The organism is Rhizobium sp. BK313 (assembly GCF_014193655.1).
Taxonomy (GTDB): domain Bacteria; phylum Pseudomonadota; class Alphaproteobacteria; order Rhizobiales; family Rhizobiaceae; genus Rhizobium.
In genome coordinates, this window is the sequence record NZ_JACHZQ010000001.1 from 132325 (window position 1) to 157332 (window position 25008).

Sequence of the window (25008 nt, forward strand, 5' to 3'; positions counted from 1 at the left end):
CCGCTCTTCAACCCCGCAAGGCTGCGGCCAGCTCCTCCATATCGTCCGGCAGAGGCGCTTCGAAATGCATCACTTCGCCGGTGCGGGGATGTTCGAATTGCAGGAGATAGGCGTGGAGTGCCTGACGGGGGAAGCGGTTGACGACTAGCTTGGCAGCCTCCGGCAGGAGGTTGGCCTTGGTCTTGAAACCGCCGCCATAGACGGCGTCGCCGAGCAGAGGATGGCCGATATGCGCCATGTGGACGCGAATCTGATGAGTGCGGCCGGTTTCGAGGTGGCAGTCGATCAACGAGGCGAGTGCGGTGGCGTCCGGAGCCTCGTGAAAACGTTCCAGCACTTCGTAATGCGTGATGGCCTCGTCGGCGTCCTGATTATCCGGACGCTTGACGGCGCGTCGGGTCCGGTCGCCAGTGGAGCGGCCGAGCGGCGCGTCGATGGTGCCGATCAGTTGGCGGGGGCGGCCCCAGACGATCGCCTGATAGGCGCGTTCCAGCGACGTGGTGCGGCCGTGGTCGGCGAATTGCTGGGACAGATGGCGATGGGCAATATCATTCTTAGCTACGACCATGACGCCGGTGGTGTCCTTGTCCAGCCGGTGGACGATGCCGGGTCGGCGTACGCCGCCGATGCCGGAGAGGCTGTCGCCGCAATGATGGATCAGCGCGTTGACCAGCGTGCCCGTCCAGTTGCCAGCGGCGGGGTGAACCACGAGGCCGGCCGGCTTGGAGATGACGATGACGTCGTCGTCCTCGTAGAGTACATCGAGCGGAATGTCTTCGCCCTGCGGCGTCGGGTCTTCGGGTTCGGGCAGGGTGATCTGGTAGGTATCACCCGGGCGCACCTTGCGCTTAGCGTCGGTAACCGGTGCGCCGTTGAGCAGGACGGCATTGTCCTTGATCAAGGCCTGGATGCGGCTGCGTGAAAACTCCTCGCCGACCTGCGCCGTCAGCCATGCGTCGAGCCGGCCTTCGGCGGATTCATCGGCGGTTAGGACTTTTCTAATGCCCGCGGCTTCTTTAAAGGGGTCGCTCAAACGCATTTCTCCGGCGCATAGGCGCTCTCTAGGGAATAAGGACGCATCGATGACGAATCTCGAGCCAGACGATCAAGAGGAAAAGCCCCTCGATCCGGCCCTGGAAAATGTCCGACGCAAGATGGTCCGCCTGCAGATCGTCTCGGCCGCCATCATGGTGGTGAGCCTTATGGCGGTGTTCGGCGCCGTTGTCTACAAGACGATGCGCGCCGCGCCGAAGGCAGCGGGCTCTGCCGCTTCGAATATTCCCTCCGATGCACCCGTCGCCGTGACCGCAGCGCTGCCACAGGGTTTTACCGTGCAGTCCACGGCGCTCTCGGGAAGCCAGGTGCTGTTCTATGGCACGCTCGCCAGCGGCCAGCGCCAGGCTCTGGTCTTCGACTACGGCATCGGCCGCATCGTTGCGACCATATCGCTTTCCAACTGATGGCTTTGCGATGACGGGCGACCGGCTGATCGAGATCACGCATCCCGACGATCCGCGCATCACCGAATTTCGCGATATCCGCGAGCGCGATCTGACTGGCCGCGAGAGCCGCTTCATTGCCGAGGGTACGGTGGTGTTGCGGCTTCTGGCCGAGGCGCATGTGGCAGGCGGAGACTTCGTGGCCGAAAAGGTGCTGCTACTGCGCAACCGCGTCGCGGGGCTGGAGGAGATCATCGCGGCCTTTCCGCCTGATGTGCCGGTCTATGTTGCAGAAGCCTCGGTGCTGGACGGCATTGTCGGCTTCCATCTGCACCGCGGCGTGCTCGCACTCGGTCGACGCAAGGCGGAAAGGGATATCGCTGCCTTCCTCGATCAGTTGCCGGAGCGGGCGCTCGTCCTTGCAGGCAGCGGCATTTCCAATCACGACAACGTCGGATCGATGTTCCGCAATGCCGCCGCCTTCGGGGCCGATGCGGTGCTGCTCGACGAAACCTGCTGCGATCCGCTGTATCGCAAAGCGCTGCGCGTCTCGGTGGGTTCGGTGCTGACTGTCCCATATTGTCGTCAACTGAGCGGTGTCGATCTGCTCACCGCGCTGATGGAGCGCGGCTTTTCCGTCTGGAGTCTCTCGCCACGCGGCGAGGTCGATATTCGCGCCGTCCCGCCGGCTGATCGCATGGCGCTGGTGGTTGGCACTGAAGGAGAGGGACTGCCGCAGAAGATCTTATCTACCTTTGGCAGCCTGCGGATACCGCAGGCGCCGGGCCTCGACAGCTTGAACGTCGCGACGGCGAGCGGCATCGCGCTCTTCGCGTTGGCGTCCCTGACCAAACGCGTCTGAACTTTCCGTCTTTGTACTAAGCCCTTATTGCTGCTTGGGCAGCAGGGCCGCAGTGCGTTCAGCAAGGCTGACGCGTGCGCCTTGCTCGGCGGCACCCGTTTCCTTTGGCAGGAGATCGAAGATTGGCGATTTGTCGCCTTCTCTCAAGGCGGTCAGTGCCACCATGTTGGCAGCGATGGTGGCGATCTCCTCGCGCATGGCTTGGTCATGCGAGGGCGAGCGTGATTTGAGCAGGCGATCGGAAAGGGCTGCGGCACGGTTGCGCACCTCTTCCGTCATTTGAGCGATGTCGTCTTCCACGTTGCGCTCCGGTTCTGCTGCGTTGGCGTCATGGCTGGCAATTTCCACGATTCTCGGTCCGGCCGGCGGCTTCGAGCCGTTGGTCAGCTTGCCGGATGGGACTAGACCGGCGGCCCGCAGCGCCCGCCCGGCTTCCTGCGCCTCGGCATTGGCCGTTTCCAGCTTTTCCTTCAGGCGCACCACGTCCTGAACGTGGCGTTCGATCGCGGTTTCCTTGTCGGCATTGCCGGCGATCTCACGGTCCAGCCGTTCCTCAAGCCGCTGCGCCTTGTCGCTTTCCTGGCCCAGCCGCAATTCTGCATCCTTGGCACGCAGGCTTGCAAGGTTCAGGTCCTGGCGCAGTGTGTCGCGCTCGTCCCGCAGTGTGTTGATGCGAAGCTTCAGGCTCTCGATCTCGGTCTCGCGGGTCGCGAGATCGATCTTCAGATTGTCGGCGTCGGCCGCCATCTTGGTCATCCGCTTGCGCAAGCCGTCGATGTCGGCATCCTTCTCAGCGCCGACCTGTTCAGCGGCATGAATGCCGGATTTGAGCTGGCTGATATAGCTCTCCTCGCGGCGCAGGCGCGAGCGCAGTTCACCGGCTTCGACCTCCATGTCGTCGATCCTGGTCCGCAATTCGCTGTTTTCAGAGGCGAAGCGACCAGCTTCCTGCTGAAGTTTGCCGTTGCGGATTTGCAGGGCGACGCTCTTGTCGCGTTCCTGCGTCAGCACCTGTTCGGTTTTGGCGTTTTCGGCGGCGAAGAGGGCGCGTGCCATATCCTTCTGCGCGCGCACCTCTTGCGGGCTCAGCGGCATGGTCGCCTTCAGTCGTTTTTCCGTGAACCAGACGACCCGGCGATGCACCGCAGGCGCGATAAGGAAGACCAGAAAAGCCGCGGTCAGAAAGCCCAATCCAAACAGTAGAGCGAATTCAATCACGGCGCAGCCAGCATTTAGGAGTTGTTTTCGGTCTCAATAAAGTGATTAAGCAAATGATTAAGCATGAGGTCGGCGCGTGGGCAAGCATTTAAATCGGATATGGTTTACCGGCGCGTGCCGGAAGTTCGTCACGAAAAAAGGCCCGCGATCCGCGCGGGCCAGGGGGAAATTGGGGAATATCGCCTGGGGATCAGAAAGGATTCCACGTCGGGTTCGGTGTAACCTTCAGGTAGCCGAGGTTGACGCCAAGACGAGCGCCGAGGCCGGTGCGGATCGGCACCAGCACGATGTCGTTGTTTTTCAGCACTGTCATGCCGACGCCCGCGACAACGAAGGCCTGTCCGCTGACGCCGCCAAAGCGGGTATAAACGCTGTTGATGCTCGGCAGGTCGTAGACCAGCATCATGACGCGGGTACCTTGACCGCCGTAATCGAGGCCGACCGACGGACCCTGCCAATAGAGCGGGTGTTCGCCGGCATTCTTGGTGTTGAGCTGGCCCTCTCCATAGGTCAGGCCGGCGATGAAGGCGCCGGAACCTTCCTGGCCGAGGATGTAGCCGTTCGGCAGGCCATATTGCTGAAAGGCCCGCTCGACCACCTTGGCGAGGCCGCCGCTGGTGGAGCCGAAGAAGGAATGGCCGGCGTCGACGATTTCCTGCATCGAATATTGGTTATTGGCCGCAGCCGCCGCCTGACGAATCGGCAACGCGAAGCTTACGAGCGCAACGAAAGTTAAGATCAGGCCGAGGCCGACCGTTCTCGTGCCGAGGCTTGGCATTCTCTTCAGGAGTTGATAGCGCATGACAGTCATCCGTTCATCATGGTCGGTGCGAAGGGGAGCGGATGCGCTGCGCATTCGCATGAACGCGCCGAGTACACCTTGCTCCTCGGTCCAGACCGTTCCGCCCCATGTTCCGCACCGCGAATCGCGCGCGTAAGGGTCTGGTGGTGATGAATGCATTTTGCGTCGATCATCTTAACAATCGGTTTACCAAATATGGTGTCTTTATGGCGTGCGGTACGCCGCCTGCGGCAACCCTCGGGCAATCTTGCCGTGGCAACGTAGAATTATACTGCGTTCCGCCTTGCCAGCATTCAGGAGACAATGAATGTCGAAGAATCCGAACCTCACCTTGACCGGACCAGATCTGGCAGCGCTGCTGTGCAGCCGCGTTTGCCATGATGTGATCTCTCCGGTCGGTGCGATCAACAACGGCCTGGAGCTGCTCGACGAGGGCGGCGCCGATGCCGACGCGATGGACCTGATCCGCACCAGCGCCCTCAACGCCTCCGTCCGCCTCAAATTTGCTCGCCTTGCCTTTGGCGCATCCGGCTCTGTCGGTGCCTCGATCGATACCGGCGAAGCCGAACGCGCCGCCAAGGATTTCGCCGCCGCCGAAAAGAAGACCGAGGTCAGTTGGATCGGCCCGCGCGCCATCGTCGCCAAAAACCGTGTGAAATTGCTGCTCAATCTCTTCCTCGTCGCCTATGGCTCGATTCCGCGCGGCGGCAATATCGAGGTCGCGCTGGAAAATCCCGAACTCGACGCGAAATTCACGATCACGGCCAAGGGCCGGATGATGCGGGTGCCACCGAAATTCGCGGAGATCTGCTCGGGTACACTGGAAGAGGCAGTCGATGCCCACTCTATCCAGCCCTATTATACCGTGCTTCTGGCCGATGAGAGCGGAATGGAACTCTCTTATAACGCCACGCCGGAAGAGCTGACTTTTATCGCGACCATGCGCGGCGAATAAATACGATTCACACGACTTATATCGATAATGCTGCAGCCGCATATCCAGTTGCAGCATTATCTCTAGCTGTATTATTTCTGTTCCTGTAGACTTTCGGTTGTCGCGCAATTAAGAATACAACGGTAACGAATCCTTAGCCTCGTGCGCCTATCGTCCCAATTTGAGGTTGGTGCCCGATCGATGGCAGCCGGGCGCGAAGGAGCTGACAATGCAGCGGTTCATGATTACGGATACGTCGGATGTCGTACGCAAGGTCGGCAAGCGAATTCTGTCCGAACTCGATTTTCTCGTCAGCGAAGCCGGCGATGCCCGCGAGGCGTTGACGCGCTGCCAGGCTGAAATCCCCGATTATCTGATCGTTGATGCCGGCATGGAGGGCGCCCTCGACCTGATCGCCGCCATTCGCGCCATGCCGAACGGCAAGGACGTGAAAATCTATTATTGTGTCATCGAAGCGGACCTGCGCAAGCTGATGGCCGGCAAGCGCGCCGGTGCTACCGATTTCCTGCTGAAGCCTTTCGACCGCAAGATACTGACCGCCGTCTTCGGCAATCGCGCCGTCGCCGCCTGATTGTTTCTAAGACTGTTGAAGCCATGATGGCCGCCTCTTCGGGCGGCCTTATTTTTTTGGTGTTTGAAAACACGGCATAAAAAATCCCGCCTGAGAAGGCGGGATTTTGATGTTTCGGCGGTGGGGGGAGGAGGCTCAGGCGCTTTCGGCGAAATCGCTGCTGTCGGGCTCGCGCAGCACATAACCACGGCCCCAGACGGTTTCGATGTAGTTGGCGCCGCCGGCGGCGTTGGCGAGTTTCTTGCGCAGTTTGCAGATGAAGACGTCGATGATCTTCAGTTCCGGCTCATCCATACCGCCATAAAGGTGATTGAGGAACATTTCCTTGGTGAGCGTGGTGCCCTTGCGGAGCGAAAGCAGCTCCAGCATCTGGTATTCCTTGCCGGTCAGATGCACGCGCTGGCCGCCGACTTCGACGGTCTTGGCGTCGAGATTGACGATCAGTTCGCCGGTCATGATCACCGACTGGGCATGGCCCTTGGAGCGGCGGACGATAGCGTGAATTCGCGCGACCAATTCATCCTTGTGAAAGGGTTTGGTCATATAGTCGTCCGCACCGAAGCCGAGACCGCGAACCTTGTCTTCAATACCGGCCATGCCGGAGAGGATGAGGATCGGTGTCTTGACCTTCGACAGGCGCAGCGTGCGAAGCACTTCATAGCCGGACATGTCGGGAAGGTTAAGATCGAGCAGAATGATATCGTAGTCGTAGAGCTTTCCGAGATCGACGCCTTCTTCACCGAGATCGGTGGTGTAAACGTTGAAACTTTCGGATTTGAGCATCAGTTCGATGCTCTGCGCTGTCGCGCTGTCGTCTTCAATAAGTAGAACCCGCATAATTATCCCCTTTACCGCCGCCGAAAGGTCGTCAGCCCCCTACGCGATACCGAACAAATCACTGCCTGATTTGGAAGCTGCCACGGAATGGTTAACAAATTCTGATTCACTCTGGCAAGACGTATCGAATTTATTAAATAATTTTTCCATTGCACTGTTTTCCAAAGACAATCAGCAAATATCATTCCTAAAGTGTTGCATTAAGAAGACACGCTAAATGATTCATTCGACTCACCAATGCCGACATCTCGAATTCCGACCGTGACATTTACTGACCCTTAAATGATCGTCCCTATCATTAACGATGCCCGTAAACGAAAGGTTACCAGCGGTAGGTTTTTATTAAGATCGCTGGAATTTTTTTTAACCAAGCCGTTTCAAAGCGGTGCGGTGGGTCAACATATCGAGAGCCGGGGTCTCGCATCACGGGAGTAATGCGTATGAAGTCACGTGAGAGCCTAACTCGCCTGAAAGAGTTTCAGGTGAACGAAAAACGTCGTCAACTGCAGCAATTGCAGATGATGATGGCGGAATTCGACCGCATGACAAAGGATCTGGAAAGCCAGATCGTGCTGGAAGAGAAAAAGTCCGGCATTTCCGATCCAAACCACTTCGCCTACCCGACCTTTGCAAAGGCCGCACGTCAGCGTGCGGACAACCTGCAGGTGTCGATCCGGGAGTTGCAGGTGCAGGAAGAGGCGCTGGAAACATCGCTGGAAGAAATGCAGGCCGAATACGCCAAAGCCGCAGCGCTCGAAGAGCGCGATGGTTCGGGCCCTGTAAGGGCACGCGCCTGAATTAACCATTCCGTCGCCCTTTCTTGATTTCGCATAATTCCGTTCCAAAATCGGAACGATTTTCGAGGTTATGCGAGAAGCGGCGGAAACGGCTCGAAAGCCGTGCATGACTGGCCATGGTGGGTGGCCGGCCATGCACGGCTTTTGGTGTTTTCAAATGGAGACGCCGACTATCTGTGCTGACGGCGTGGCTACATGTTCACCACATCGCGCCATTCCTCGTGACGCTGGGCTTGCGCCTTGAAAAACGGGCAGAGCGGGATGATCTTCCAGCCGCCGCGGCGTGCCTCTTCGACGGCGTGAAGAGCGAGGGCCTGGCCGACTCCCCTGCCGCGAAGTGCATCCGGAACCGCGGTATGGTCGATGATGATGAGCTTGGGGGAGGCGCGGGAAAAGGTCATTTCCGCCTCGTGGCCTTCAACCGTTGCGGCATAGCGGCCGCCCGATGCGTTGTCTTCGTTGCGAATGTCCATGATTTTCCCTTTGACTACCAATGTTTTCGGCTCGACGTGGGTAAGCGTCTTGTCTTAGACCGATGCTAACAAACCTGCTGCCGGTGGCAAGCCGCGGTCACGCGCAGCCATTCCAGCGTTCGAAAAACGATTTGGATTTCCGGTCTCATGCGCTATGCGGCTGTGAAACGGGCGATGCAACCAGTTGGGAGGTTTCAGGCACCAATGCGCAATCTGCAAGCCGTGCTTTTGGTTACCGTCCCGTTCCTGCTGGCTTTCGGTCTGGTATTGCCGTTGGTTCGTTTCGAAAAGCTTTACTTCTTTAGCGATACGCCATCCCTGCTCGGGATCATCGCTTCTCTCTGGCGGACGGAAAACTATCTTCTCGCCGCCATCGTCGCTCTGGTCTCAGTGGCGCTGCCGATTTTGAAGACCGTGAGCCTGGCGATTGAAGCGGTGGGGACGCAGAGAAAAAGCGAGGGAGGGTTCTTTTTCGACCATATCGTGCCGCAGTTGGCGCGTTGGTCGATGGCGGATGTGCTGCTGGTGGCAATCGTCATTGCCGCCGCCAAGACCAGTGGGCTCGCCACCGCGTTTTCGCAGCCGGGCCTTTGGTTCTATGCGAGTTCCACCATGTTTTCGGGCCTTCTTCATATCCTGTTGAGGAAGGAAAAAGGCCCGAAGTGAAGATCAAACGAATGTCGCGTCTAGCTAGCAGTCGTCAGTGACGATACTGCTGTATGCGGGTCGTCCTGAGGCCGGCGAGGCCATGGGTATTGATGGACGACTGCCAGGAGAGAAATTCTTCGACAGTGAGCGTATAACGTTCGCAGGCTTCTTCCAAGCTCAGCAGGCCACCGCGCACGGCGGCGACAACCTCGGCCTTACGACGGATAACCCAGCGGCGCGTATTCGGCGGCGGAAGGTCAGCAATCGTCAGCGGGCTGCCATCGGGGCCGATGACATACTTCACTCGGGGACGTATCATTTCGGTCATTGGACTCTCTACACATACTCAAGACCACGAGAGCCACTCTAACTTGCCACATTTAAAAATTGCCTAAGCGCTTAGTAACACTTTGCTAAGAATTTTAAGGAAAGCCGATACAGACTGATTTGCCCGTATCACGATGACGCCACAAGCCATGCAATCCGCTGTTATTGCAGCGGAAAAGTCGATCGTTCTATGACATTTCGTCAGTGAAAACTTACGCTTCCGGACCGATGCTCACGCACCGACCAGGTTCTTCTTGCCGCCCCAGCAGATGAAATTGGGGTTGGCAAAATCGCAATCTTCGCTCTGATCGGTCTTGCCATAGGAGAGCGGACGACCGTCGAGAGTAAGGGTAGCACCGCCTGCAGCACGCAATACGGCGTCACCAGCCGCCGTGTCCCATTCCATCGTGCGGGTGAAGCGCGGATAGACATCGGCCTTGCCTTCGGCAAGGAGGCAGAATTTCAGCGACGAGCCGATCGAGGTGCAGGCGGAGACGGCATTTTCCGCCAGAAAGCTATCCGTCTTTGGGCTGGTGTTGCAGCGGCTGGCAAGCGCCAGCAAATTCTCAGGCCGCGCCCGCACCGCGATTACAGAGCGGTCGGCAACCGTGAAGTGGTCGGTGATGACGAGCTTCCGCGCCTTGCCGGATTCGCCGGTGAAGGCAACGCCGAGTGCTGGCGCAAAGACGATCCCCGTGACGGGAACGCCATTCTGGATATAAGCGATGTTGACGGTGAACTCGTCACGATGCTCTATGAATTCGCGCGTGCCGTCGAGCGGATCGACGAGGAAGAAGGGGCGGCCGCGAATGTCGGGAACCTTGCCGGCGGCCACCGATTCCTCGGCAATTGCGGGAATGTCCGGAAAGTCGCGCGTCAGATGTTCGAGAATAATGTGCTCGGCGCGTTCGTCAGCGATGGTGACGGGGCTCATGTCCTGCTTCAAGGCGACAGCGTAGCCTGCGCGGTAGACCTCCAGGATGGCCTTACCTGCCTCAAGGGCTGCTTTTTCAAATGTCGCGAGCATTCGCCTGTTCGTCTTTCCGCAGCTCGTCTGCGTTTCGCACCTTGAACATATATAGTTATGAAATCTTCGCCATGAAGTTTAGACCTTGCGCCGATCACGTTTTTACCGCGTAGCGATTGCATCGTGACTTCGCAACAGGGCTTTGCATCCCAATGCAGAAGTCGGCGACATCTGCGGGGGTTGCGTGTTTTTTGAGATACAGTGCTCCGCTTTGCTGCGCATTCGGGAAAGAACATGTTCTGTTTGCGAAGGTTTTCCGTCCTTTCCGGACTTGTCGTTTTTGTTGCATATGCGAATGTGTGCCCGGCAAGAGACTGGGATTAATACATGCGTTATTCGGCATATCAGGTTCTGAAACAGGCGCTTTCAGGAAACCGTCATTGGCAGCCTGTCTGGCGAACCCCGGAGCCGAAACCGTATTATGACGTGATCATCGTCGGCGGCGGCGGGCATGGACTGGCGACGGCCTATTATCTCGCCAAGGAGTTCGGCATCACCAATGTTGCCGTGCTGGAAAAGAGCTATCTCGGCTCCGGCAATGTCGGCCGCAACACCACCATCATCCGCTCCAACTATCTCCTGCCTGGTAACGAGCCCTTCTACGAATTCTCGATGCGGCTTTGGGAGGGACTGGAGCAGGACTTCAACTACAATGCCATGGTCTCCCAGCGCGGCGTCATCAACCTTTTCCACTCCGATGGCCAACGCGACGCCTATGCCCGGCGCGGGAATGCCATGCGCATGCACGGGGTCGATGCGGAACTTTTGAACCGCGATCAGGTCCGCAAGATGATGCCCTATCTCAACTTCGACCACGCCCGGTTTCCGATCCTCGGCGGGCTGCTGCAGGCACGCGGCGGCACGGCGCGGCACGATGCCGTCGCCTGGGGTTATGCGCGCGGCGCCGACAGCCGCGGCGTCGATCTCATCCAGCAATGCGAAGTGATCGGTATCCGCCGCGAAGGCGGTGCCGTGACCGGCGTCGAGACAACGCGCGGCTTCATCGGCTGCAATAAGCTGGCACTGGCGGCAGCAGGCCATACCTCGATCCTCGGACGCATGGCGGATCTGGAACTGCCAATCGAAACCCATGTGCTGCAGGCTTTCGTCTCGGAGGGGCTGAAGCCGGTGATCGATCATGTCATCACCTACGGTGCCGGCCACTTCTATATATCGCAGTCGGACAAGGGCGGTTTGGTCTTTGGCGCCGATATTGATTATTACAGCTCCTATGCCCAGCGCGGTAATCTCGCCACCGTCGAGCATACGATGGAGGAGGGGGTGTCGTTGATTCCCGGCCTGTCACGCGTCCGCGTGCTGCGTAGCTGGGGCGGGGTGATGGATATGAGCATGGACGGCTCACCGATCATCGACCGCACGCCCGTCGAGAATCTCTATCTGAACTGCGGCTGGAACTATGGTGGCTTCAAGGCCACGCCCGCCTCCGGCTTCTGCTTCGCTCATCTGATCGCCAAGGGCGAAAGCCACGAGGTCAGCCGCTTCCTGCGCCTCGACCGTTTTGAACGCGGTTTTGCGATCGACGAAGGCGGCAAGGGTCCGCAGCCTAATCTGCATTGAGGGCACGAAACCAATGGCAAGCTTGATCACCTGCCCGCATTGCGGTGCGCGCCCGAAAGAAGAGTTCAGCATTCGCGGCTCTGCATCCGTCGTCCGTCCGGCGCCGTCTGCTCCAGATGAGGATTGGCATCGCTATGTCCATGTCCGCGACAACGAGCGCGGGCGCATTCTCGAATATTGGCATCATGCGGCCGGTTGCCGCCGCTGGCTGATCGTCGATCGCAGCAATGTCACGCACGAGGTCTTTTCCGTCACCGATGCCGCGGACAAGGCGCGGGAGGCGGCGCAATGACAGCCTATCGTCTTTCCTCCGGCGGGCTCATCAATCGCAGCCGGCCGCTTTCGTTCAAGTTCGACGGCAGGGATATGAAAGGGATGGAGGGCGACACGCTCGCCGCAGCCCTTCTTGCCAACGACCAGTTACTTGTCGGCCGTAGCTTCAAGTACCACCGCCCGCGCGGCATTCTGACGGCGGGTTCTGCTGAACCGAACGCGCTCGTGACAATCGGCAAGGACGGACGTGCGGAGCCGAACACCCGCGCTACCGTCGCCGAGCTCTATCAGGGCATGAACGCCGTCAGCCAAAACCGCTGGCCGTCACTGAAGCATGACTTTGCCTCGATCAACGGCCTGTTCTCGCCTTTCTTCGGCGCCGGCTTCTACTACAAGACCTTCATGTGGCCGGCGGCTTTCTGGGAGAGGGTTTATGAGCCCCTGATCCGCCGCGCAGCCGGTCTCGGCAAGGCGGCTATGCAGGCCGATCCCGATCGCTATGAGAAGGCCTGGGCGCATTGCGATCTGTTGGTGATCGGCTCCGGTCCCGCAGGGCTGATGGCGGCGCTGACGGCGGCGCGCGCTGGACTGCGCATCATCCTTGCCGACGAAGGATTTCGTCTGGGTGGATCACTGCTGTCGGAGAGACTATCGATTGGCGGCGTTTCCGCGGATGCCTTTGTGCACACAGCGCTCGAGGAACTCCAGAGCTTCGAGAATGTCACTTTGATGCCGCGCACCACGGTGTTCGGATGGTACGACGACAATGTCTTCGGCGCGGTCGAAAAAGTGCAGAAGCATGTGGCGATGCCGTCACCCGATCTGCCGGCCGAGCGTCTCTGGCGCATTGCCGCCAAACGCGCCATCCTTGCTACCGGCGCGGAAGAGCGGCCGTTGGTTTTCGGCGGCAATGACAAACCCGGCGTGATGATGGCTGGCGCCATGCGCAGCTATCTCAATCGCTATGGTGTGGTGGCGGGGCAGAAGGTGGCGGTGTTTACCAATGGCGGGTCCGGCTATCGCACCGCGTTGGATCTGGCTGCGGAAGGCGTCGAAATATCGGCCATCATAGATACGCGCAGCGCGTCATCAGACGCTGCACCACAGGGCGTTCGCATCATCCATGGCGGCAGTATACAGGCCACGAAGGGACGGCATCGGATTAGTGGTGTGATTGCCGATCGTGGTGGCCTGGACGAGCTCATCGCCTGCGATGCACTCGCCATGTCCGGCGGCTGGTCGCCGATTATTCATCTTGCCTGTCAGCGTGGCGCAAAGCCGGTATGGTCGGAAGAGAGACAGGCTTTCATGGCGCCGACGGTCGGCGGTGAAATGGAGATTGCCGGATCGGTTGCGGGCATCGACAATGTTCCGGGCTGTCTTGCCGATGGCGCCGAAAAAGCGCGGCGGGTGGTCGAAAGCCTCGGACGCAAGGCACAGGAGGCTGAGATGCCGGAGGTCGAAGGCGATTACGATCCGACCTTCGCGGCCATCTGGCATGTGCCGGGCGCCAAGGACAAAGCCTTCGTCGACTTCCAGAACGATGTCCACACCAAAGATCTAGGCCTAGCCTTGCGCGAAGGCTTTGGCCATGCGGAGCACGCCAAGCGCTATACGACGAGCGGGATGGCGACCGATCAAGGTAAACTCGGCAATGTCAACGCTGCCGGTATCATCGCGGGCATGCGCGGCGTCAGTCCGGCCGCTGTCGGCACGACGACATTCCGGCCTTTTTATACGCCCGTCTCGTTCGGTGCCTTGGCAGGCACGGCGCGCGACAAGCATGCGCAGCCGGTGCGGGAATCGCCGCTGCATGGTTGGGCGAAGAAAAATGGCGCGACTTTTGTCGAAGCCGGCCTTTGGTATCGCTCGGCCTTGTTTGCGCGTCCGGGGGAAAAGACCTGGCGCGACAGCGTCGACCGTGAGGTCCTGAATGTCCGCAACAATGTCGGCCTCTGCGATGTCTCGACGCTCGGCAAGATCGAAGTGTTCGGCAAGGATGCGGCGGAGTTTCTCAACCGGCTCTATTCCAACGCCTTCCTGAAACTGCCGATCGGCAAGGCGCGCTACGGGCTGATGTTGCGCGAGGACGGCATGGTCTTCGACGATGGCACGACGAGCCGACTGTCGCCGAATCATTTCTTCCTCACCACCACGACCGCGATGGCCGGCGAGGTGATGACCCATATGGAATTCTGCGTCCAGACCCTCTGGCCGCAACTCGATGTGCGTTTCGTCTCCTCGTCGGATCAATGGGCACAGATGGCGATCGCCGGACCGAAGGCGCGTCAGGTTCTGGAACAGATTGTCGAAGACGACATCTCCGACGAATTCTTCCCGTTCCTGGCCGCCGCTGAGGTGATGCTGAAGGGCGGGCTGAAGGCGCGGCTGTTCCGCATCTCCTTCTCCGGCGAGCTGGCCTACGAGCTCGCGGTTCCCGCTGGCTATGGCGAAGCGGTGGCGGATGCGATCATGGAGGCGGGTAAGGCGCATGGAATCTGCGCTTACGGAGTCGAGGCGCTGAATGTGCTCCGCATCGAGAAGGGGCATGTCACCCATAGTGAGCTCGATGGCCGCACCACGCCCGACGATGTCGGCCTCGGCCGGATGATGGCGACGCAGAAGCCGGATTTCATCGGCAAGCGGCTTTCGACCCGCTTCGGCCTCACTGCGGCCGATCGCGTCCAGCTTGTCGGGCTCAAGCCGGTCGATGCCACCAAGGAGATTCGGGCAGGCGCCCATCTCTTGAAGGAAGGCGCCAAGCCTTCGACGGCGAATGACCAGGGGCATGTTTCTTCCGCCTGCTTCTCCCCGGTTCTCGGTCATGCCATCGCATTGGCTTTCCTAAAATCCGGCCGCGAGCGAATCGGTGAACATCTGATTGTCTGGGACGGGCTGCGCGGTGAGGAGGTGCTTGCCGAAGTCTGCAATCCGATCTTCGTCGATCCTGACAACAAAAAGCTTTTAGGATGAGAGGCCGATGAGCGTCGCATATCAAAACCGGCACGTGCTGGAAGATCACATCTCCGGCTTCGAAGGCGAGCCCAATCCGAACCATCTTGCCGTCGTCCGCCGTCCCGTCATCTTCTCCGTGCTCGCCCATGCCGGACAGGGAAATTGGACGTTGGCGGCGCTGAAAGCGATGTCTGATATTTCGGTGCGCCATGCCGGGCCGGATGAATGGCTGGCGGTATCGGAGGTGTTGGCGGCCGAGACCCTGGCGCGCGATCTTGCCATTCTGGATGCCGGTCGCGTTTCCTTCTTCGAACAGAGCGATGGCCGGGGGATATTGCGCATTTCAGGCCCGAGTGTCCGCCGCATCCTGGCGAAATGCGTGGCCGTCGACCTGCATCCGCAGGTCTTCGCCGAGGGACAGTCGGCCAACATGCTATGTTGCCATGTCAGCGCCAATCTGGCCCGCACCGGTCCCGACTGCTTCGAGATCATCGTCCCGCGCTCCTATGCCGGCAGCGTGTTCGAGGAACTGATGGAGATGGGGCGCGAGTTCGCGCTGACGGCTGGATTTGCGGATTGAGCGCATAAATCGAAAAGGCGTGAAGCGGTTTTCCGAAGGGCTTGTGCGTCGGAGAGAAGATGGCGCGATCCGAACAATTGCGATGGCGCAAACAGGCAGATCGGTTTCGCAGTTCGGGCTATTTGGCTTCCGGGATAGTCTCTAGGCTGCCCTGCAAATGCGGCCGGTCACATGGGAAAACCCCCCGCAGACTTCGCGCCGAACACAGGGGATTTTTAGATGAAAAGCCATGCCAAAGTCGTCGTCATCGGCGGTGGGGTCGTCGGATGTTCGGTGCTCTATCACCTGACGAAATTCGGCTGGACGGATGTCGTGCTGCTCGAGCGTTCCGAGCTGACCTCCGGGTCGACATGGCATGCGGCCGGCGGCATGCACACGATCAATGGCGATCCCAACGTCGCCAAGCTGCAGAAATACACGGTCGAGCTCTATAAGGAGATTCAGGACTATTCCGGCCAGGATATAGGCCTGCACATGACGTCCGGCTTGATGCTGGCGGCGACGCCGCAGCGTTTCGACTGGCTGAAATCGATTCTTGCCAAGGGCCGCTACAATGGCCTTGAGGCGACCTTGCTGACGCCGAAGGAAGCGCATGAAATGATGCCGCTTCTCGATCCCGATCAGTTCGTCGGCGCTCTCTACGATCCCGTCGAAGGCCATCTCGACCCTTATGGCACCACACATGCCTATGCCCGCTCGGCGAAGAAGAACGGCGCCGACATTTACCTGCATACTAAGGTCGAAGAACTGGTGCAGCGCGAGGATGGTTCCTGGCGGGTGATCACCAATCAGGGCGAGATTATCGCCGAACATGTCGTCAACGCCGCCGGTCTCTGGGCGCGCGAGGTCGGACGTATGGTCGGGCTGGAGCTGCCGGTGCTTGCCATGGAGCACATGTATCTGATCACCGAGGACATGCCTGAGGTCGCCGACTTCAACAAGTCGAGCGGCAAGGAACTGATGCACTGCGTCGATTTCGATGGCGAGATCTATCTGCGCCAGGAGCGGCAAGGCATGCTGATGGGCACCTATGAAAAGGCTTGCCGACCCTGGTCGCCGGTGACCACACCCTGGGATTTCGGCCATGAGCTGCTGGCCGAGGATATCGAGCGCATCACGCCGGAGCTCGAAGTCGGCTTCCGACATTTCCCCGCCTTCAACAACGCTGGCATCAAGAAGATCATCAACGGCCCCTTCACCTTCTCGCCGGACGGCAATCCTCTGGTCGGGCCGGTGCGGGGGCTGACGAACTACTGGTCGGCCTGCGCCGTGATGGCTGGCTTTAGTCAGGGCGGCGGCGTGGGGCTGGCACTCGCCAACTGGATGATCCATGGCGATCCCGGCTTCGACGTCTTCGCTATGGACGTCTCGCGCTATGGTGACTATGCGACGCTTGCCTATACCAATGCAAAGGTGCGCGAGAACTACGCCCGGCGGTTCTCCATCCGCTATCCCAATGAGGAATTGCCGGCGGCACGGCCGCTGCTGACCACGCCGATTTACGACAGGCTCAAGGCCGCGGGTGGCGTCTTCGGCGCCTCCTACGGGCTGGAGCAGGCGCTGTGGTTCGCGCCCGCGGGCGAAGCGGATGAATTCTCCTGGCGGCGCTCCAATGATTTCGATGTGGTTGGCGCCGAGGCGAAGGCGGTGCGCGACAGCGTCGGGCTGATGGAGACCTCCGGCTTTGCCAAATATTCGGTCAAGGGGCCGGGCGCGGAAGCTTTTCTCGACCGGCTGCTCGCCTGCCGCATTCCTGCCGTCGGCCGCATGACGCTGGCGCCGATGTTGAAGCATGATGGCAAGCTGATTGGCGATTTCACACTCGCCAAATTGGGCGAGGGCGATTTCCTGGTCATCGGCTCCGGCATTGCCGAAGCCTATCATATGCGCTGGTTCGAGAGCCAACTGCCCAAGGACGGATCGGTAGAACTGAAGGCGCTCGGTCTGTCGCTGCTTGGACTTTCGATTGCGGGGCCGAACGCGCGCAAGCTCCTGGAAAAGCTGACGCACCAGGATGTCTCTGCCGCCGCTTTCCCCTTCATGTCCATACGGCGTATGGATCTCGGCATGGCGCCTGCCATCGTCGGCCGCGTCTCCTACACCGGCGATCTCGGTTATGAGATCTGGATGAAGCCGGAGCATCAGCGCTATCTCTTCGATCTGCTGATGGAGGCGGGCGCCGAATTCGGTATCAAGCTCTTCGGTCTCAGGGCGTTGAACGCGCTGCGCCTCGACAAATCCTATGGCAGCTGGGCGCGCGAATACCGTCCTCTTTACGGGCCGCTTGAGGCCGGGCTTGGCCGCTTCGTCGCGCTTTCCAAGGAGGCTGATTTCATCGGCAAGTCGGCGGCCGCCAAGGAGAAAGTGGAAGGCGGAGCTATGAGGCTACGCACCTTCATTCTCGCGGCCAAGGATGCGGACGTCATCGGTGATGAGCCGATCTATCACAACGGCGCCGTCTGCGGCTGGGTGACCTCTGGCGGTTATGCGCATGCCTCCGGAGTTTCGGTCGCAGTTGGTTATGTGCCGACAGAGATAGCCGACGAGGGGCAGGGATGGTCGATCGAATTGCTCGGCGAAATATTGCCTGCGACGCTGCAATCACAGCCGTTGTTTGATGTCGACGGTGCGCGCATGCGCTCCTGACAGTCGAGCTCAAACGGCCAAGAACGGGTTCCTCTGGGAGCCCGTTTCTGACGAGATGTCTTCAGTCCACAAGACCCGTTCGGTCAATCTTGGCTATTTTTGAGCCAGGAGATGCCGTTTTTCTGCCTTTTCTGGTTCGAATCGCGTCATTGCACGACCATTTGAAAAGAATTTGTCAATTTCCTGCCTTTTTGGCTTCACATTTCCTTCGAAAACAGTATGGAATCGCGCCCACGGGCCCTTTCGGGGGAACCCTAACCAATAAGAGATGCGGTCCACAGACTCCGCATCCAGGGGAAATGACATATGGATTATTTTATCCAGCAGCTCCTTAATGGGCTGACTCTCGGGTCGATTTATGGCCTGATCGCCATTGGCTATACCATGGTTTACGGCATCATCGGCATGATCAATTTTGCCCATGGCGACGTTTTCATGCTCGGTGGCTTTGCCGCTCTCATCACTTACCTGGTTCTTGTATCGCTCTTCGCAGGCCTGCCAGTGGCGATCCTGCTTCTGGTGATGCTCATCGTCGCGATGCTGATGACGAGCTTGTGGAATTGGGTGATCGAACGTGTCGCTTATCGGCCGCTGCGCGGTTCGTTTCGCCTGGCGCCGCTGATCACGGCGATCGGCATGTCGATCGTGCTGTCGAACTTCATTCAGGTCGCACAGGGTCCGCGCAATAAGCCGATCCCGACACTGGTGGGCGATGTCTACAACTTCGATGGCGTGTCGCTGTCGCTGAAGCAGATTATCGTCTTCATCATCACTATCGTTCTGCTTGCGGCGTTCTGGTATCTGGTCAACAAGACTGCGCTTGGCCGCGCCCAACGCGCCACGGAGCAGGATCGCAAGATGGCGGCGCTGCTCGGCATCAATGTTGACCGAACCATTTCCATCACCTTCATCATGGGCGCAGCGCTCGCCGCCGTCGCCGGCACGATGTACCTGATGTATTACGGCGTCGCCAATTTCTCCGATGGCTTCGTTCCCGGTGTCAAGGCGTTCACCGCGGCCGTTCTTGGCGGCATCGGCTCGCTGCCGGGTGCCGTTCTCGGCGGTTTGATGATCGGTTTCATCGAGTCGTTCTGGTCGGGAAATTTCGCTATCGCGTATAAGGATGTCGCGACCTACGGCATCTTGGCCTATGTGTTGATCTTCAAGCCGACGGGTATTCTCGGACGGCCGGAAGTCGAGAAGGTATAACGCCATGGCAAATTCAAACTTCGTTCCAGGCAAGACCGCTCCCGGCCTTGTCCAGAAGGGGCTTACCGATGCCCTCTGGACGGCGGTCATCACCTTTGGCATGTTCGTGCTCTATATCGGCCTGAAGACCGATCAGAACATCGACAACAGGCTGATCATCGTTCAGCGCTGGGGCTTGCTGGCATCCATCGTCGCCGTAGCCGCTGTCGGCCGTTTCGTCATGACGGTGTTCGTGCAACCCTATCTGGCGGCCATGAAGGCGACCAAGGCGAAGGCTCCGCCTGTTGAAGCCGAACCCGGCTTCATCTCGAAGAACTTCACCAAGATTGCGTTGGTCTTCCTGCTTATCTATCCGCTGCTGGCGGTGGCGCTTTTAGGCCCGCAGGGATCGCTGACCTATGTCGACAATTTCGGTATCCAGATCCTGATCTACGTGATGCTCGCCTGGGGCCTGAATATCGTCGTCGGCCTGGCCGGCCTGCTCGACCTCGGCTACGTCGCCTTCTACGCGGTCGGTGCCTATTCCTATGCGCTGCTGTCGACGCATTTTGGCCTGTCTTTCTGGATCCTGCTGCCATTGTCCGGTATTTTCGCAGGGTTGTGGGGCGTGATCCTCGGCTTCCCGGTGCTGCGTCTGCGGGGCGACTATCTGGCGATCGTGACGCTGGCCTTCGGGGAAATCATACGTATCGTCCTCACCAACTGGACGGATGTGACCCGGGGCAGCTTCGGCATTTCCAACATCACCAAAGCTTCGCTGTTCGGCCTCTACACCTTCGATCTCAAGGATCCGCATAACGTCATCCGGACTTTCGGCCTGCCGATGTCGTCGGCCTGGTACAAGATCTTCCTGTTCTACGTCATCCTCGCGCTCTGCATGTTGACGGCTTATGTGACGATCCGGCTGCGCCGCATGCCGATCGGCCGTGCCTGGGAAGCGCTTCGAGAAGACGAAATCGCCTGCCGGTCGCTTGGCATCAATACCGTGACGACGAAGCTGACGGCTTTTGCGACCGGTGCGATGTTCGGCGGCTTTGCCGGCTCGTTCTTTGCCGCGCGCCAAGGTTTCGTCTCGCCGGAATCCTTTGTGTTCCTCGAATCAGCTGTCATTCTCGCCATCGTCGTTCTCGGCGGCATGGGTTCGTTGAAGGGGATCGCCATCGCCGCGATCGCCATGGTTGGCGGCACGGAACTATTGCGCGACATGGATTTCCTCAAGTTGATCTTCGGCCCTGATTTTACCCCGGAACTTTACCGCATGCTGATCTTCGGCCTCGCCATGGTCGTCGTCATGATAGTGAAACCGCGCGGCTTCGTCGGGACCCGCGAGCCGACCGCCTTCCTCAAGGAGCGAAAAGCGGTGTCCGGCAGCTTTACCAAGGAGGGCCACGGCTGATGAACGCTGTGACCGCAACCCCTGACGACATTCTGCTCAAGGTCGATCATCTCTCGATGAGATTCGGCGGCCTGATGGCGATCAACGACTTCTCCTTCGAGGCCAAGCGCGGCGATATCACTGCGCTGATCGGCCCGAACGGCGCCGGCAAGACCACCGTCTTCAATTGCATCACCGGTTTCTACAAGCCGACGATGGGGATGATCACGCTCAACCAGAAGAGCGGCAAACAATTCCTCCTGGAACGGCTGCCGGATTTCCGGATCACGCGCGAAGCCAAGGTGGCGCGCACGTTCCAGAACATCCGTCTGTTCTCGGGCCTGACCGTGCTTGAAAACCTGCTGGTGGCCCAACACAACAAGCTGATGAAGGCATCCGGCTATACCGTGCTCGGTCTGCTCGGCATCGGCAAATATCGCGCTGAGGCCAAGAACGCCATCGAGCTGGCGCGCTTCTGGCTGGAAAAGGCCGATCTCGTCGATCGCGCCGACGATCCGGCTGGCGATCTTCCTTATGGCGCGCAGCGCCGGCTGGAAATCGCCCGCGCCATGTGCACCGGCCCAGAACTTTTGTGCCTGGACGAGCCGGCTGCGGGTCTCAATCCGCGCGAGTCGCTGGTGCTCAACGAGTTCCTGCGCAGCATTCGCAGGGATGCCGACACGTCGATCCTTCTGATCGAACACGACATGTCGGTGGTCATGGAAATTTCCGACCACGTCGTCGTGCTTGAATACGGACAGAAGATTTCCGATGGTACGCCGGATGAGGTCAAGAACGATCCAAGGGTGATCGCGGCCTATCTCGGCGTCGAAGATGTAGAAGTGGAAGAGGTGATTGCCGAAGTCGAGCACCTCCAAGAGGGCGAACGCTGATGACGGGGCAACCGCTTCTGAAAGTTGAGGGTGTCGAAACCTATTACGGCAATATCCGTGCTCTTGCCGGCGTCGACGTCGAAGTCAACAGCGGCGAAATCGTCAGCCTGATCGGCGCCAACGGTGCCGGCAAGTCGACGTTGATGATGACCATCTGCGGCAGCCCGCAGGCCCGCAACGGGTCGGTGACCTTCGAGGGCCGCGACATTACCCGCATGCCGACCCATGAGATCGCCCGGCTGCGCATTGCGCAGTCGCCCGAGGGGCGGCGCATCTTCCCGCGCATGACGGTCTATGAAAACCTGCAGATGGGCGCAAGCCTCGACAAACTCAAACATTTCAACGAGGACGTCGAGAAGATCTTCACCCTGTTTCCGCGCCTCAAGGAGCGCCAGTCGCAGCGCGGCGGTACGCTGTCGGGCGGTGAGCAGCAGATGCTGTCGATCGGTCGTGCGCTGATGGCGCGCCCGAAGCTGCTTCTGCTCGACGAGCCGTCGCTCGGCCTTGCTCCGCTGATCGTCAAGGGCATTTTCGAAGCTATCAAGGTTTTGAACAAAACCCAGGGGCTCACCGTCTTCCTGGTTGAGCAGAACGCCTTTGCCGCGCTGAAGCTCTCCGACCGCGGCTATGTCATGGTCAACGGCCGGGTGACGATGAGCGGCTCCGGCAAGGAACTGCTCGCCAATCCGGAAGTGCGCTCCGCCTATCTCGAAGGCGGTCACCATTGAGCCTCGTTCTGCGGAGAATTTGATATGCAGGGACTTTTCTTCGAAAGCGATAGCGGCGGGCGCATCGTCATTCGTGCGGTTATCGTTCTCCTGGGTTTCTGGACGGCATGGCGCGCCGGCCGGGCTGTGGCGAGCAACTGGAACTCTTATCCGCTGGCCGTCATCTATACTTTTCTAATCGGCCTTGGGTTGCAATTCCTGCATCATGCGCTGTTCAACGGCCCGGTATTCGACCCCTACAACTATATTCTCGACGTGGTTCTTCTCCTTATCTTCTCCACGGCTGGATACCGCTATCGCCGCACGAATCAGATGGTGAACAACTACTATTGGCTCTACGAAAAGACCTCGGCCTTCTCGTGGAAGAAGAAGAATTGACAGTGCGTCGAAACTAGGCTCAGTCTGAATTCAAGGTTGAGTATGATCCTGTCTGAAAACGGCTTCAAGTTCACGGGATCATCTCCTCCAGACACCGAAATACAAGCTTACCGGCGCGATGATTGGTGGGTATTGCGCAGGGCAAATCAAACGGAACCCGCTCAAAAAATTGGGAGTAACAATATGAAGAAGTATCTTCTGTCGGCCGTGGCTCTGTCGGCGATGATCGCGTTCAGCGGCGTTGCGAAGGCTGACATCATCATTGGCGTTGCAGGCCCTCTGACGGGTGCAAACGCTGCCTTCGGCGCTCAGCTCCAGAAGGGTGCTGAACAGGCCGTTGCCGACATCAACGCAGCCGGCGGCATCAACGGCGAAAAGATCAAGCTCGAACTCGGCGACGACGTTTCTGACGCCAAGCAGGGCGTTTCGGTCGCCAACAAGTTCGTCGCTGACGGTGTTAAGTTCGTTGTCGGCCACTTCAACTCGGGCGTTTCCATCCCGGCTTCGGAAGTCTATGCCGAAAACGGCATCCTTCAGATCACCCCGGCTTCGACGAACCCGGTCTTCACCGAACGTGGCCTGTGGAACACCTTCCGTACCTGCGGTCGTGACGACCAGCAGGGCGCGGTTGCCGGCAAGTACATTGCTGACAACTTCAAGGGTGCCAAGGTTGCCGTCGTTCACGACAAGACCCCGTATGGCCAAGGCCTTGCCGACGAAACCAAGAAGAACCTCAACGCAGCTGGCGTAACCGAAGTCATGTACGAAGGCATCACACCTGGTGACAAGGACTACTCGGCCCTCATCGCCAAGATGAAGGAAGCCGGCGTCGACTTCGTTTACTACGGCGGTCTGCATACCGAAGCCGGCCTGATCATGCGTCAGATGGCCGACCAAGGCGTCAAGGCTCACTTCATGTCCGGTGACGGTATCGTCTCGAACGAACTGGCCTCGATCGCTGGCGACGCCGTTGACGGCACGCTGATGACCTTCTCGCCGGATCCGCGCAAGAACCCGGCTTCTGTCGATCTCGTCGCCAAGTTCCGCGCTGCCGGCTACGAGCCGGAAGGCTACACGCTCTATTCGTACGCCGCCATGCAGGTCATCGCCGACGCCGCAAAGGCTGCCGGCTCCAACGACCCGATGGCTGTTGCCGACGCGCTGAAGGCAAAGGGTCCGTTCAAGACCGCCATCGGCGAACTCGGCTTCAACGAAAAGGGCGACATCACCCGTCCGGACTACGTGATGTACAAGTGGTCCAAGGGCTCCGACGGCAAGTACAACTACGCCGAAATCGAAAAGTAATCTTTGCGACGCCGGATTTCCGGCGGCGCATTCGATCTATGAAGCCCGGTCATTGGCCGGGCTTCTTTCCGTTTGGGCCGTGACGAACGCCATTTCCTTCGCAACAATCGTGCTTTAAGTCTGAGCCCATCTTGGCAGGAGACGATGCAGCATGACCAGACCCCGTATTCTCGTCACCCGGCGCTGGCCGGCGGCAGTTGAGGCCGTACTTTCCGAACGCTTCGATGCGACGTTCAATTTGGATGATATCGCGCTCGATGCCGGGCAGTTGCGCGCGGCTTTGCTGGCCTATGATGCTGTGCTGCCGACCGTTTCCGACAGACTGCCGGCTACACTTTTCGAGGGCGATGCTATCAGGACGAAAATCCTGGGCAATTTCGGAGTCGGCTTCAATCATATCGACGTCGCTTCAGCCAGGGAGAAGGGCATCGTCGTCACCAATACGCCGGGCGTACTGACCGACTGCACCGCCGACATCGCCATGTTGCTGTTGCTGTCCGTAGCGCGCCGCGGCGGGGAAGGGGAACGCGAGTTGCGTGCCGGCGAATGGAGCGGCTGGCGGCCGACGCATATGATCGGCACGAAAGTCACCGGCAAAACCGTCGGCATCATCGGTTTCGGCCGCATCGGCAGAGCTTTCGCGCAGCGCTGTCATTTTGGTTTCGGCATGGATGTCGCCTTCTACAATCGTTCCGCCATCGATCCGATGGAAGCGGCGCGCTACGGTGCAATGCAACTTCCGACGATCGAGGATGTGCTTGCAGCCTCCGATTTCGTTTCGCTGCATTGCCCTGACGGCGCGGAAAACCGCCATCTGATGAATGCAGCCCGCTTCGCCGCCATGAAGCCCGGCACCTTCTTGATCAACACCGCCCGTGGCGACGTTGTCGACGAGGCGGCCCTGATTTCTGCACTGGAGCAAGGCACGATTCGTGGTGCCGGCTTGGACGTTTACGAAGCGGAGCCGAATGTGCCGGAGAGGCTGAAGGCAATGGAGAATGTCGTGCTGCTGCCGCATCTCGGCAGTGCGACCGAAGAGACGCGCACGGCCATGGGTATGAAGGTGGTGGATAATATCACCGCATTTTTCGAAGGGCGCGAGCCGCCGGATCGGGTGGTTTAAGCCCTTCTC

24 protein-coding genes and 1 pseudogene are annotated in these 25008 nt (G+C 59.3%); 18 read left to right on the forward strand and 7 right to left on the reverse strand.

The features are described 5' to 3' along the window. Positions 1-7: 7 nt before the first annotated feature. Positions 8-1033 carry an RluA family pseudouridine synthase gene (locus FHT86_RS00595; protein WP_133704936.1) on the reverse strand — a complete coding sequence of 342 codons (1026 nt, stop codon included), beginning with the start codon at positions 1031-1033 and terminating at the stop codon, positions 8-10. A 49-nt stretch (positions 1034-1082) separates the two neighbouring features. Between FHT86_RS00595 and FHT86_RS00600 the strand changes: the two genes are divergently transcribed. Together FHT86_RS00600 and FHT86_RS00605 are read left to right on the forward strand one after the other, a co-directional pair. Then, complete coding sequence (locus FHT86_RS00600; RefSeq protein ID WP_133704937.1) at positions 1083-1460, forward strand: hypothetical protein; 378 nt, start codon at positions 1083-1085, stop codon at positions 1458-1460. 10 nt (positions 1461-1470) lie between these two features. After that, entirely contained in the window at positions 1471-2301 is an 831-nt protein-coding gene (locus FHT86_RS00605) for a TrmH family RNA methyltransferase (protein ID WP_133704938.1), read from the forward strand. Between the two features lie 24 nt (positions 2302-2325). Here the strand turns inward: FHT86_RS00605 and FHT86_RS00610 are convergent, their stop codons facing one another. Beyond that, the gene (locus FHT86_RS00610) at positions 2326-3519 is read right to left on the reverse strand and encodes a hypothetical protein (RefSeq protein WP_133704939.1); all 1194 of its coding nucleotides are present in this window, start codon (positions 3517-3519) and stop codon (positions 2326-2328) included. A 190-nt stretch (positions 3520-3709) separates the two neighbouring features. Next, entirely contained in the window at positions 3710-4321 is a 612-nt protein-coding gene (locus FHT86_RS00615) for a DUF1134 domain-containing protein (protein WP_409527559.1), read from the reverse strand. A gap of 307 nt (positions 4322-4628) precedes the next feature. On the opposite strand from FHT86_RS00615, the gene chpT reads away from it, so the two are divergent. After that, entirely contained in the window at positions 4629-5276 is a 648-nt protein-coding gene (gene chpT, locus FHT86_RS00620) for a histidine phosphotransferase ChpT (protein ID WP_133704940.1), read from the forward strand. Between the two features lie 208 nt (positions 5277-5484). Then, the gene (locus FHT86_RS00625; RefSeq protein WP_133704941.1) at positions 5485-5847 is read left to right on the forward strand and encodes a PleD family two-component system response regulator; all 363 of its coding nucleotides are present in this window, start codon (positions 5485-5487) and stop codon (positions 5845-5847) included. Positions 5848-5982: 135 nt separating this feature from the next. Here the strand turns inward: FHT86_RS00625 and ctrA are convergent, their stop codons facing one another. Then, positions 5983-6684, reverse strand: coding sequence for a response regulator transcription factor CtrA (gene ctrA, locus FHT86_RS00630; RefSeq protein WP_069611718.1), 702 nt, complete (start codon positions 6682-6684; stop codon positions 5983-5985). Positions 6685-7124: 440 nt separating this feature from the next. Here ctrA and FHT86_RS00635 point away from each other — a divergent pair, with 440 nt between their 5' ends. Then, entirely contained in the window at positions 7125-7481 is a 357-nt protein-coding gene (locus FHT86_RS00635) for a flagellar export protein FliJ (protein ID WP_104824014.1), read from the forward strand. Between the two features lie 191 nt (positions 7482-7672). Here the strand turns inward: FHT86_RS00635 and FHT86_RS00640 are convergent, their stop codons facing one another. After that, positions 7673-7954, reverse strand: coding sequence for a GNAT family N-acetyltransferase (locus tag FHT86_RS00640; protein WP_133704942.1), 282 nt, complete (start codon positions 7952-7954; stop codon positions 7673-7675). 204 nt (positions 7955-8158) lie between these two features. Between FHT86_RS00640 and FHT86_RS00645 the strand changes: the two genes are divergently transcribed. Beyond that, the gene (locus FHT86_RS00645) at positions 8159-8620 is read left to right on the forward strand and encodes a paraquat-inducible protein A (RefSeq protein WP_246779351.1); all 462 of its coding nucleotides are present in this window, start codon (positions 8159-8161) and stop codon (positions 8618-8620) included. 34 nt (positions 8621-8654) lie between these two features. On the opposite strand, the gene FHT86_RS00650 is transcribed toward FHT86_RS00645, so the two are convergent. Next, complete coding sequence (locus FHT86_RS00650; RefSeq protein ID WP_004107124.1) at positions 8655-8930, reverse strand: DUF1153 domain-containing protein; 276 nt, start codon at positions 8928-8930, stop codon at positions 8655-8657. A 231-nt stretch (positions 8931-9161) separates the two neighbouring features. Continuing rightward, a complete protein-coding gene (gene cysQ / locus FHT86_RS00655; RefSeq protein WP_133704944.1) occupies positions 9162-9956 on the reverse strand; it encodes a 3'(2'),5'-bisphosphate nucleotidase CysQ in 795 nt (264 codons plus the stop codon). Between the two features lie 327 nt (positions 9957-10283). Here cysQ and FHT86_RS00660 point away from each other — a divergent pair, with 327 nt between their 5' ends. The 12 genes and pseudogenes from FHT86_RS00660 to FHT86_RS00715 all read left to right on the forward strand — a co-directional run bounded on the left by FHT86_RS00660 (position 10284) and on the right by FHT86_RS00715 (position 24999). Continuing rightward, positions 10284-11534 carry a sarcosine oxidase subunit beta family protein gene (locus tag FHT86_RS00660; RefSeq protein WP_133704945.1) on the forward strand — a complete coding sequence of 417 codons (1251 nt, stop codon included), beginning with the start codon at positions 10284-10286 and terminating at the stop codon, positions 11532-11534. A gap of 13 nt (positions 11535-11547) precedes the next feature. Then, positions 11548-11826, forward strand: a complete 279-nt coding sequence (locus tag FHT86_RS00665) for a sarcosine oxidase subunit delta (protein WP_133704946.1) — start codon at positions 11548-11550, stop codon at positions 11824-11826. Beyond that, positions 11823-14780: a sarcosine oxidase subunit alpha family protein gene (locus FHT86_RS00670; protein ID WP_133704947.1), complete on the forward strand. Its 2958-nt coding sequence runs from the start codon at positions 11823-11825 to the stop codon at positions 14778-14780. Before FHT86_RS00665 ends, FHT86_RS00670 begins: the two co-directional genes overlap by 4 nt. Before the next feature lie 7 nt (positions 14781-14787). Continuing rightward, positions 14788-15342 carry a sarcosine oxidase subunit gamma gene (locus tag FHT86_RS00675; protein WP_133704948.1) on the forward strand — a complete coding sequence of 185 codons (555 nt, stop codon included), beginning with the start codon at positions 14788-14790 and terminating at the stop codon, positions 15340-15342. A gap of 219 nt (positions 15343-15561) precedes the next feature. Beyond that, positions 15562-17988 (forward strand): FAD-dependent oxidoreductase, encoded by a 2427-nt coding sequence (locus FHT86_RS00680; RefSeq protein ID WP_133704949.1) that lies wholly within the window; start codon positions 15562-15564, stop codon positions 17986-17988. 306 nt (positions 17989-18294) lie between these two features. Next, positions 18295-19197 (forward strand): branched-chain amino acid ABC transporter permease, encoded by a 903-nt coding sequence (locus tag FHT86_RS00685; RefSeq protein ID WP_133704950.1) that lies wholly within the window; start codon positions 18295-18297, stop codon positions 19195-19197. A 97-nt stretch (positions 19198-19294) separates the two neighbouring features. After that, positions 19295-20593, forward strand: a pseudogene (livM, locus tag FHT86_RS00690) (high-affinity branched-chain amino acid ABC transporter permease LivM); the annotation flags it as partial. Next, positions 20593-21465: an ABC transporter ATP-binding protein gene (locus FHT86_RS00695; protein ID WP_133704952.1), complete on the forward strand. Its 873-nt coding sequence runs from the start codon at positions 20593-20595 to the stop codon at positions 21463-21465. The pseudogene livM and the gene FHT86_RS00695, both read left to right, overlap by 1 nt. Next, positions 21465-22193, forward strand: a complete 729-nt coding sequence (locus FHT86_RS00700) for an ABC transporter ATP-binding protein (RefSeq protein WP_133704953.1) — start codon at positions 21465-21467, stop codon at positions 22191-22193. Before FHT86_RS00695 ends, FHT86_RS00700 begins: the two co-directional genes overlap by 1 nt. Positions 22194-22217: 24 nt before the next feature. Continuing rightward, positions 22218-22571, forward strand: coding sequence for a DUF6867 family protein (locus tag FHT86_RS00705; RefSeq protein WP_133704954.1), 354 nt, complete (start codon positions 22218-22220; stop codon positions 22569-22571). Between the two features lie 183 nt (positions 22572-22754). Beyond that, on the forward strand, positions 22755-23876 hold the full coding sequence (locus FHT86_RS00710) for a branched-chain amino acid ABC transporter substrate-binding protein (RefSeq protein WP_133704955.1): 1122 nt from the start codon (positions 22755-22757) through the stop codon (positions 23874-23876). Positions 23877-24027: 151 nt separating this feature from the next. Further along, entirely contained in the window at positions 24028-24999 is a 972-nt protein-coding gene (locus FHT86_RS00715) for a D-glycerate dehydrogenase (protein ID WP_133704956.1), read from the forward strand. Positions 25000-25008: the final 9 nt, after the last annotated feature.

What these genes read in the sequence shown, in the direction of transcription:
- FHT86_RS00600 (WP_133704937.1), top strand. Translation starts at nt 1,083, where the DNA reads ATGACGAATCTCGAGCCAGACGATCAAGAGGAAAAGCCCCTCGATCCG.
- FHT86_RS00605 (WP_133704938.1), top strand. Translation starts at nt 1,471, where the DNA reads ATGACGGGCGACCGGCTGATCGAGATCACGCATCCCGACGATCCGCGC.
- FHT86_RS00615 (WP_409527559.1), bottom strand. Translation starts at nt 4,321, where the DNA reads ATGCGCTATCAACTCCTGAAGAGAATGCCAAGCCTCGGCACGAGAACG.
- chpT (WP_133704940.1), top strand. Translation starts at nt 4,629, where the DNA reads ATGTCGAAGAATCCGAACCTCACCTTGACCGGACCAGATCTGGCAGCG.
- FHT86_RS00625 (WP_133704941.1), top strand. Translation starts at nt 5,485, where the DNA reads ATGCAGCGGTTCATGATTACGGATACGTCGGATGTCGTACGCAAGGTC.
- ctrA (WP_069611718.1), bottom strand. Translation starts at nt 6,684, where the DNA reads ATGCGGGTTCTACTTATTGAAGACGACAGCGCGACAGCGCAGAGCATC.
- FHT86_RS00635 (WP_104824014.1), top strand. Translation starts at nt 7,125, where the DNA reads ATGAAGTCACGTGAGAGCCTAACTCGCCTGAAAGAGTTTCAGGTGAAC.
- FHT86_RS00640 (WP_133704942.1), bottom strand. Translation starts at nt 7,954, where the DNA reads ATGGACATTCGCAACGAAGACAACGCATCGGGCGGCCGCTATGCCGCA.
- FHT86_RS00645 (WP_246779351.1), top strand. Translation starts at nt 8,159, where the DNA reads ATGCGCAATCTGCAAGCCGTGCTTTTGGTTACCGTCCCGTTCCTGCTG.
- FHT86_RS00650 (WP_004107124.1), bottom strand. Translation starts at nt 8,930, where the DNA reads ATGACCGAAATGATACGTCCCCGAGTGAAGTATGTCATCGGCCCCGAT.
- cysQ (WP_133704944.1), bottom strand. Translation starts at nt 9,956, where the DNA reads ATGCTCGCGACATTTGAAAAAGCAGCCCTTGAGGCAGGTAAGGCCATC.
- FHT86_RS00660 (WP_133704945.1), top strand. Translation starts at nt 10,284, where the DNA reads ATGCGTTATTCGGCATATCAGGTTCTGAAACAGGCGCTTTCAGGAAAC.
- FHT86_RS00665 (WP_133704946.1), top strand. Translation starts at nt 11,548, where the DNA reads ATGGCAAGCTTGATCACCTGCCCGCATTGCGGTGCGCGCCCGAAAGAA.
- FHT86_RS00670 (WP_133704947.1), top strand. Translation starts at nt 11,823, where the DNA reads ATGACAGCCTATCGTCTTTCCTCCGGCGGGCTCATCAATCGCAGCCGG.
- FHT86_RS00675 (WP_133704948.1), top strand. Translation starts at nt 14,788, where the DNA reads ATGAGCGTCGCATATCAAAACCGGCACGTGCTGGAAGATCACATCTCC.
- FHT86_RS00680 (WP_133704949.1), top strand. Translation starts at nt 15,562, where the DNA reads ATGAAAAGCCATGCCAAAGTCGTCGTCATCGGCGGTGGGGTCGTCGGA.
- FHT86_RS00685 (WP_133704950.1), top strand. Translation starts at nt 18,295, where the DNA reads ATGGATTATTTTATCCAGCAGCTCCTTAATGGGCTGACTCTCGGGTCG.
- FHT86_RS00695 (WP_133704952.1), top strand. Translation starts at nt 20,593, where the DNA reads ATGAACGCTGTGACCGCAACCCCTGACGACATTCTGCTCAAGGTCGAT.
- FHT86_RS00700 (WP_133704953.1), top strand. Translation starts at nt 21,465, where the DNA reads ATGACGGGGCAACCGCTTCTGAAAGTTGAGGGTGTCGAAACCTATTAC.
- FHT86_RS00705 (WP_133704954.1), top strand. Translation starts at nt 22,218, where the DNA reads ATGCAGGGACTTTTCTTCGAAAGCGATAGCGGCGGGCGCATCGTCATT.
- FHT86_RS00710 (WP_133704955.1), top strand. Translation starts at nt 22,755, where the DNA reads ATGAAGAAGTATCTTCTGTCGGCCGTGGCTCTGTCGGCGATGATCGCG.
- FHT86_RS00715 (WP_133704956.1), top strand. Translation starts at nt 24,028, where the DNA reads ATGACCAGACCCCGTATTCTCGTCACCCGGCGCTGGCCGGCGGCAGTT.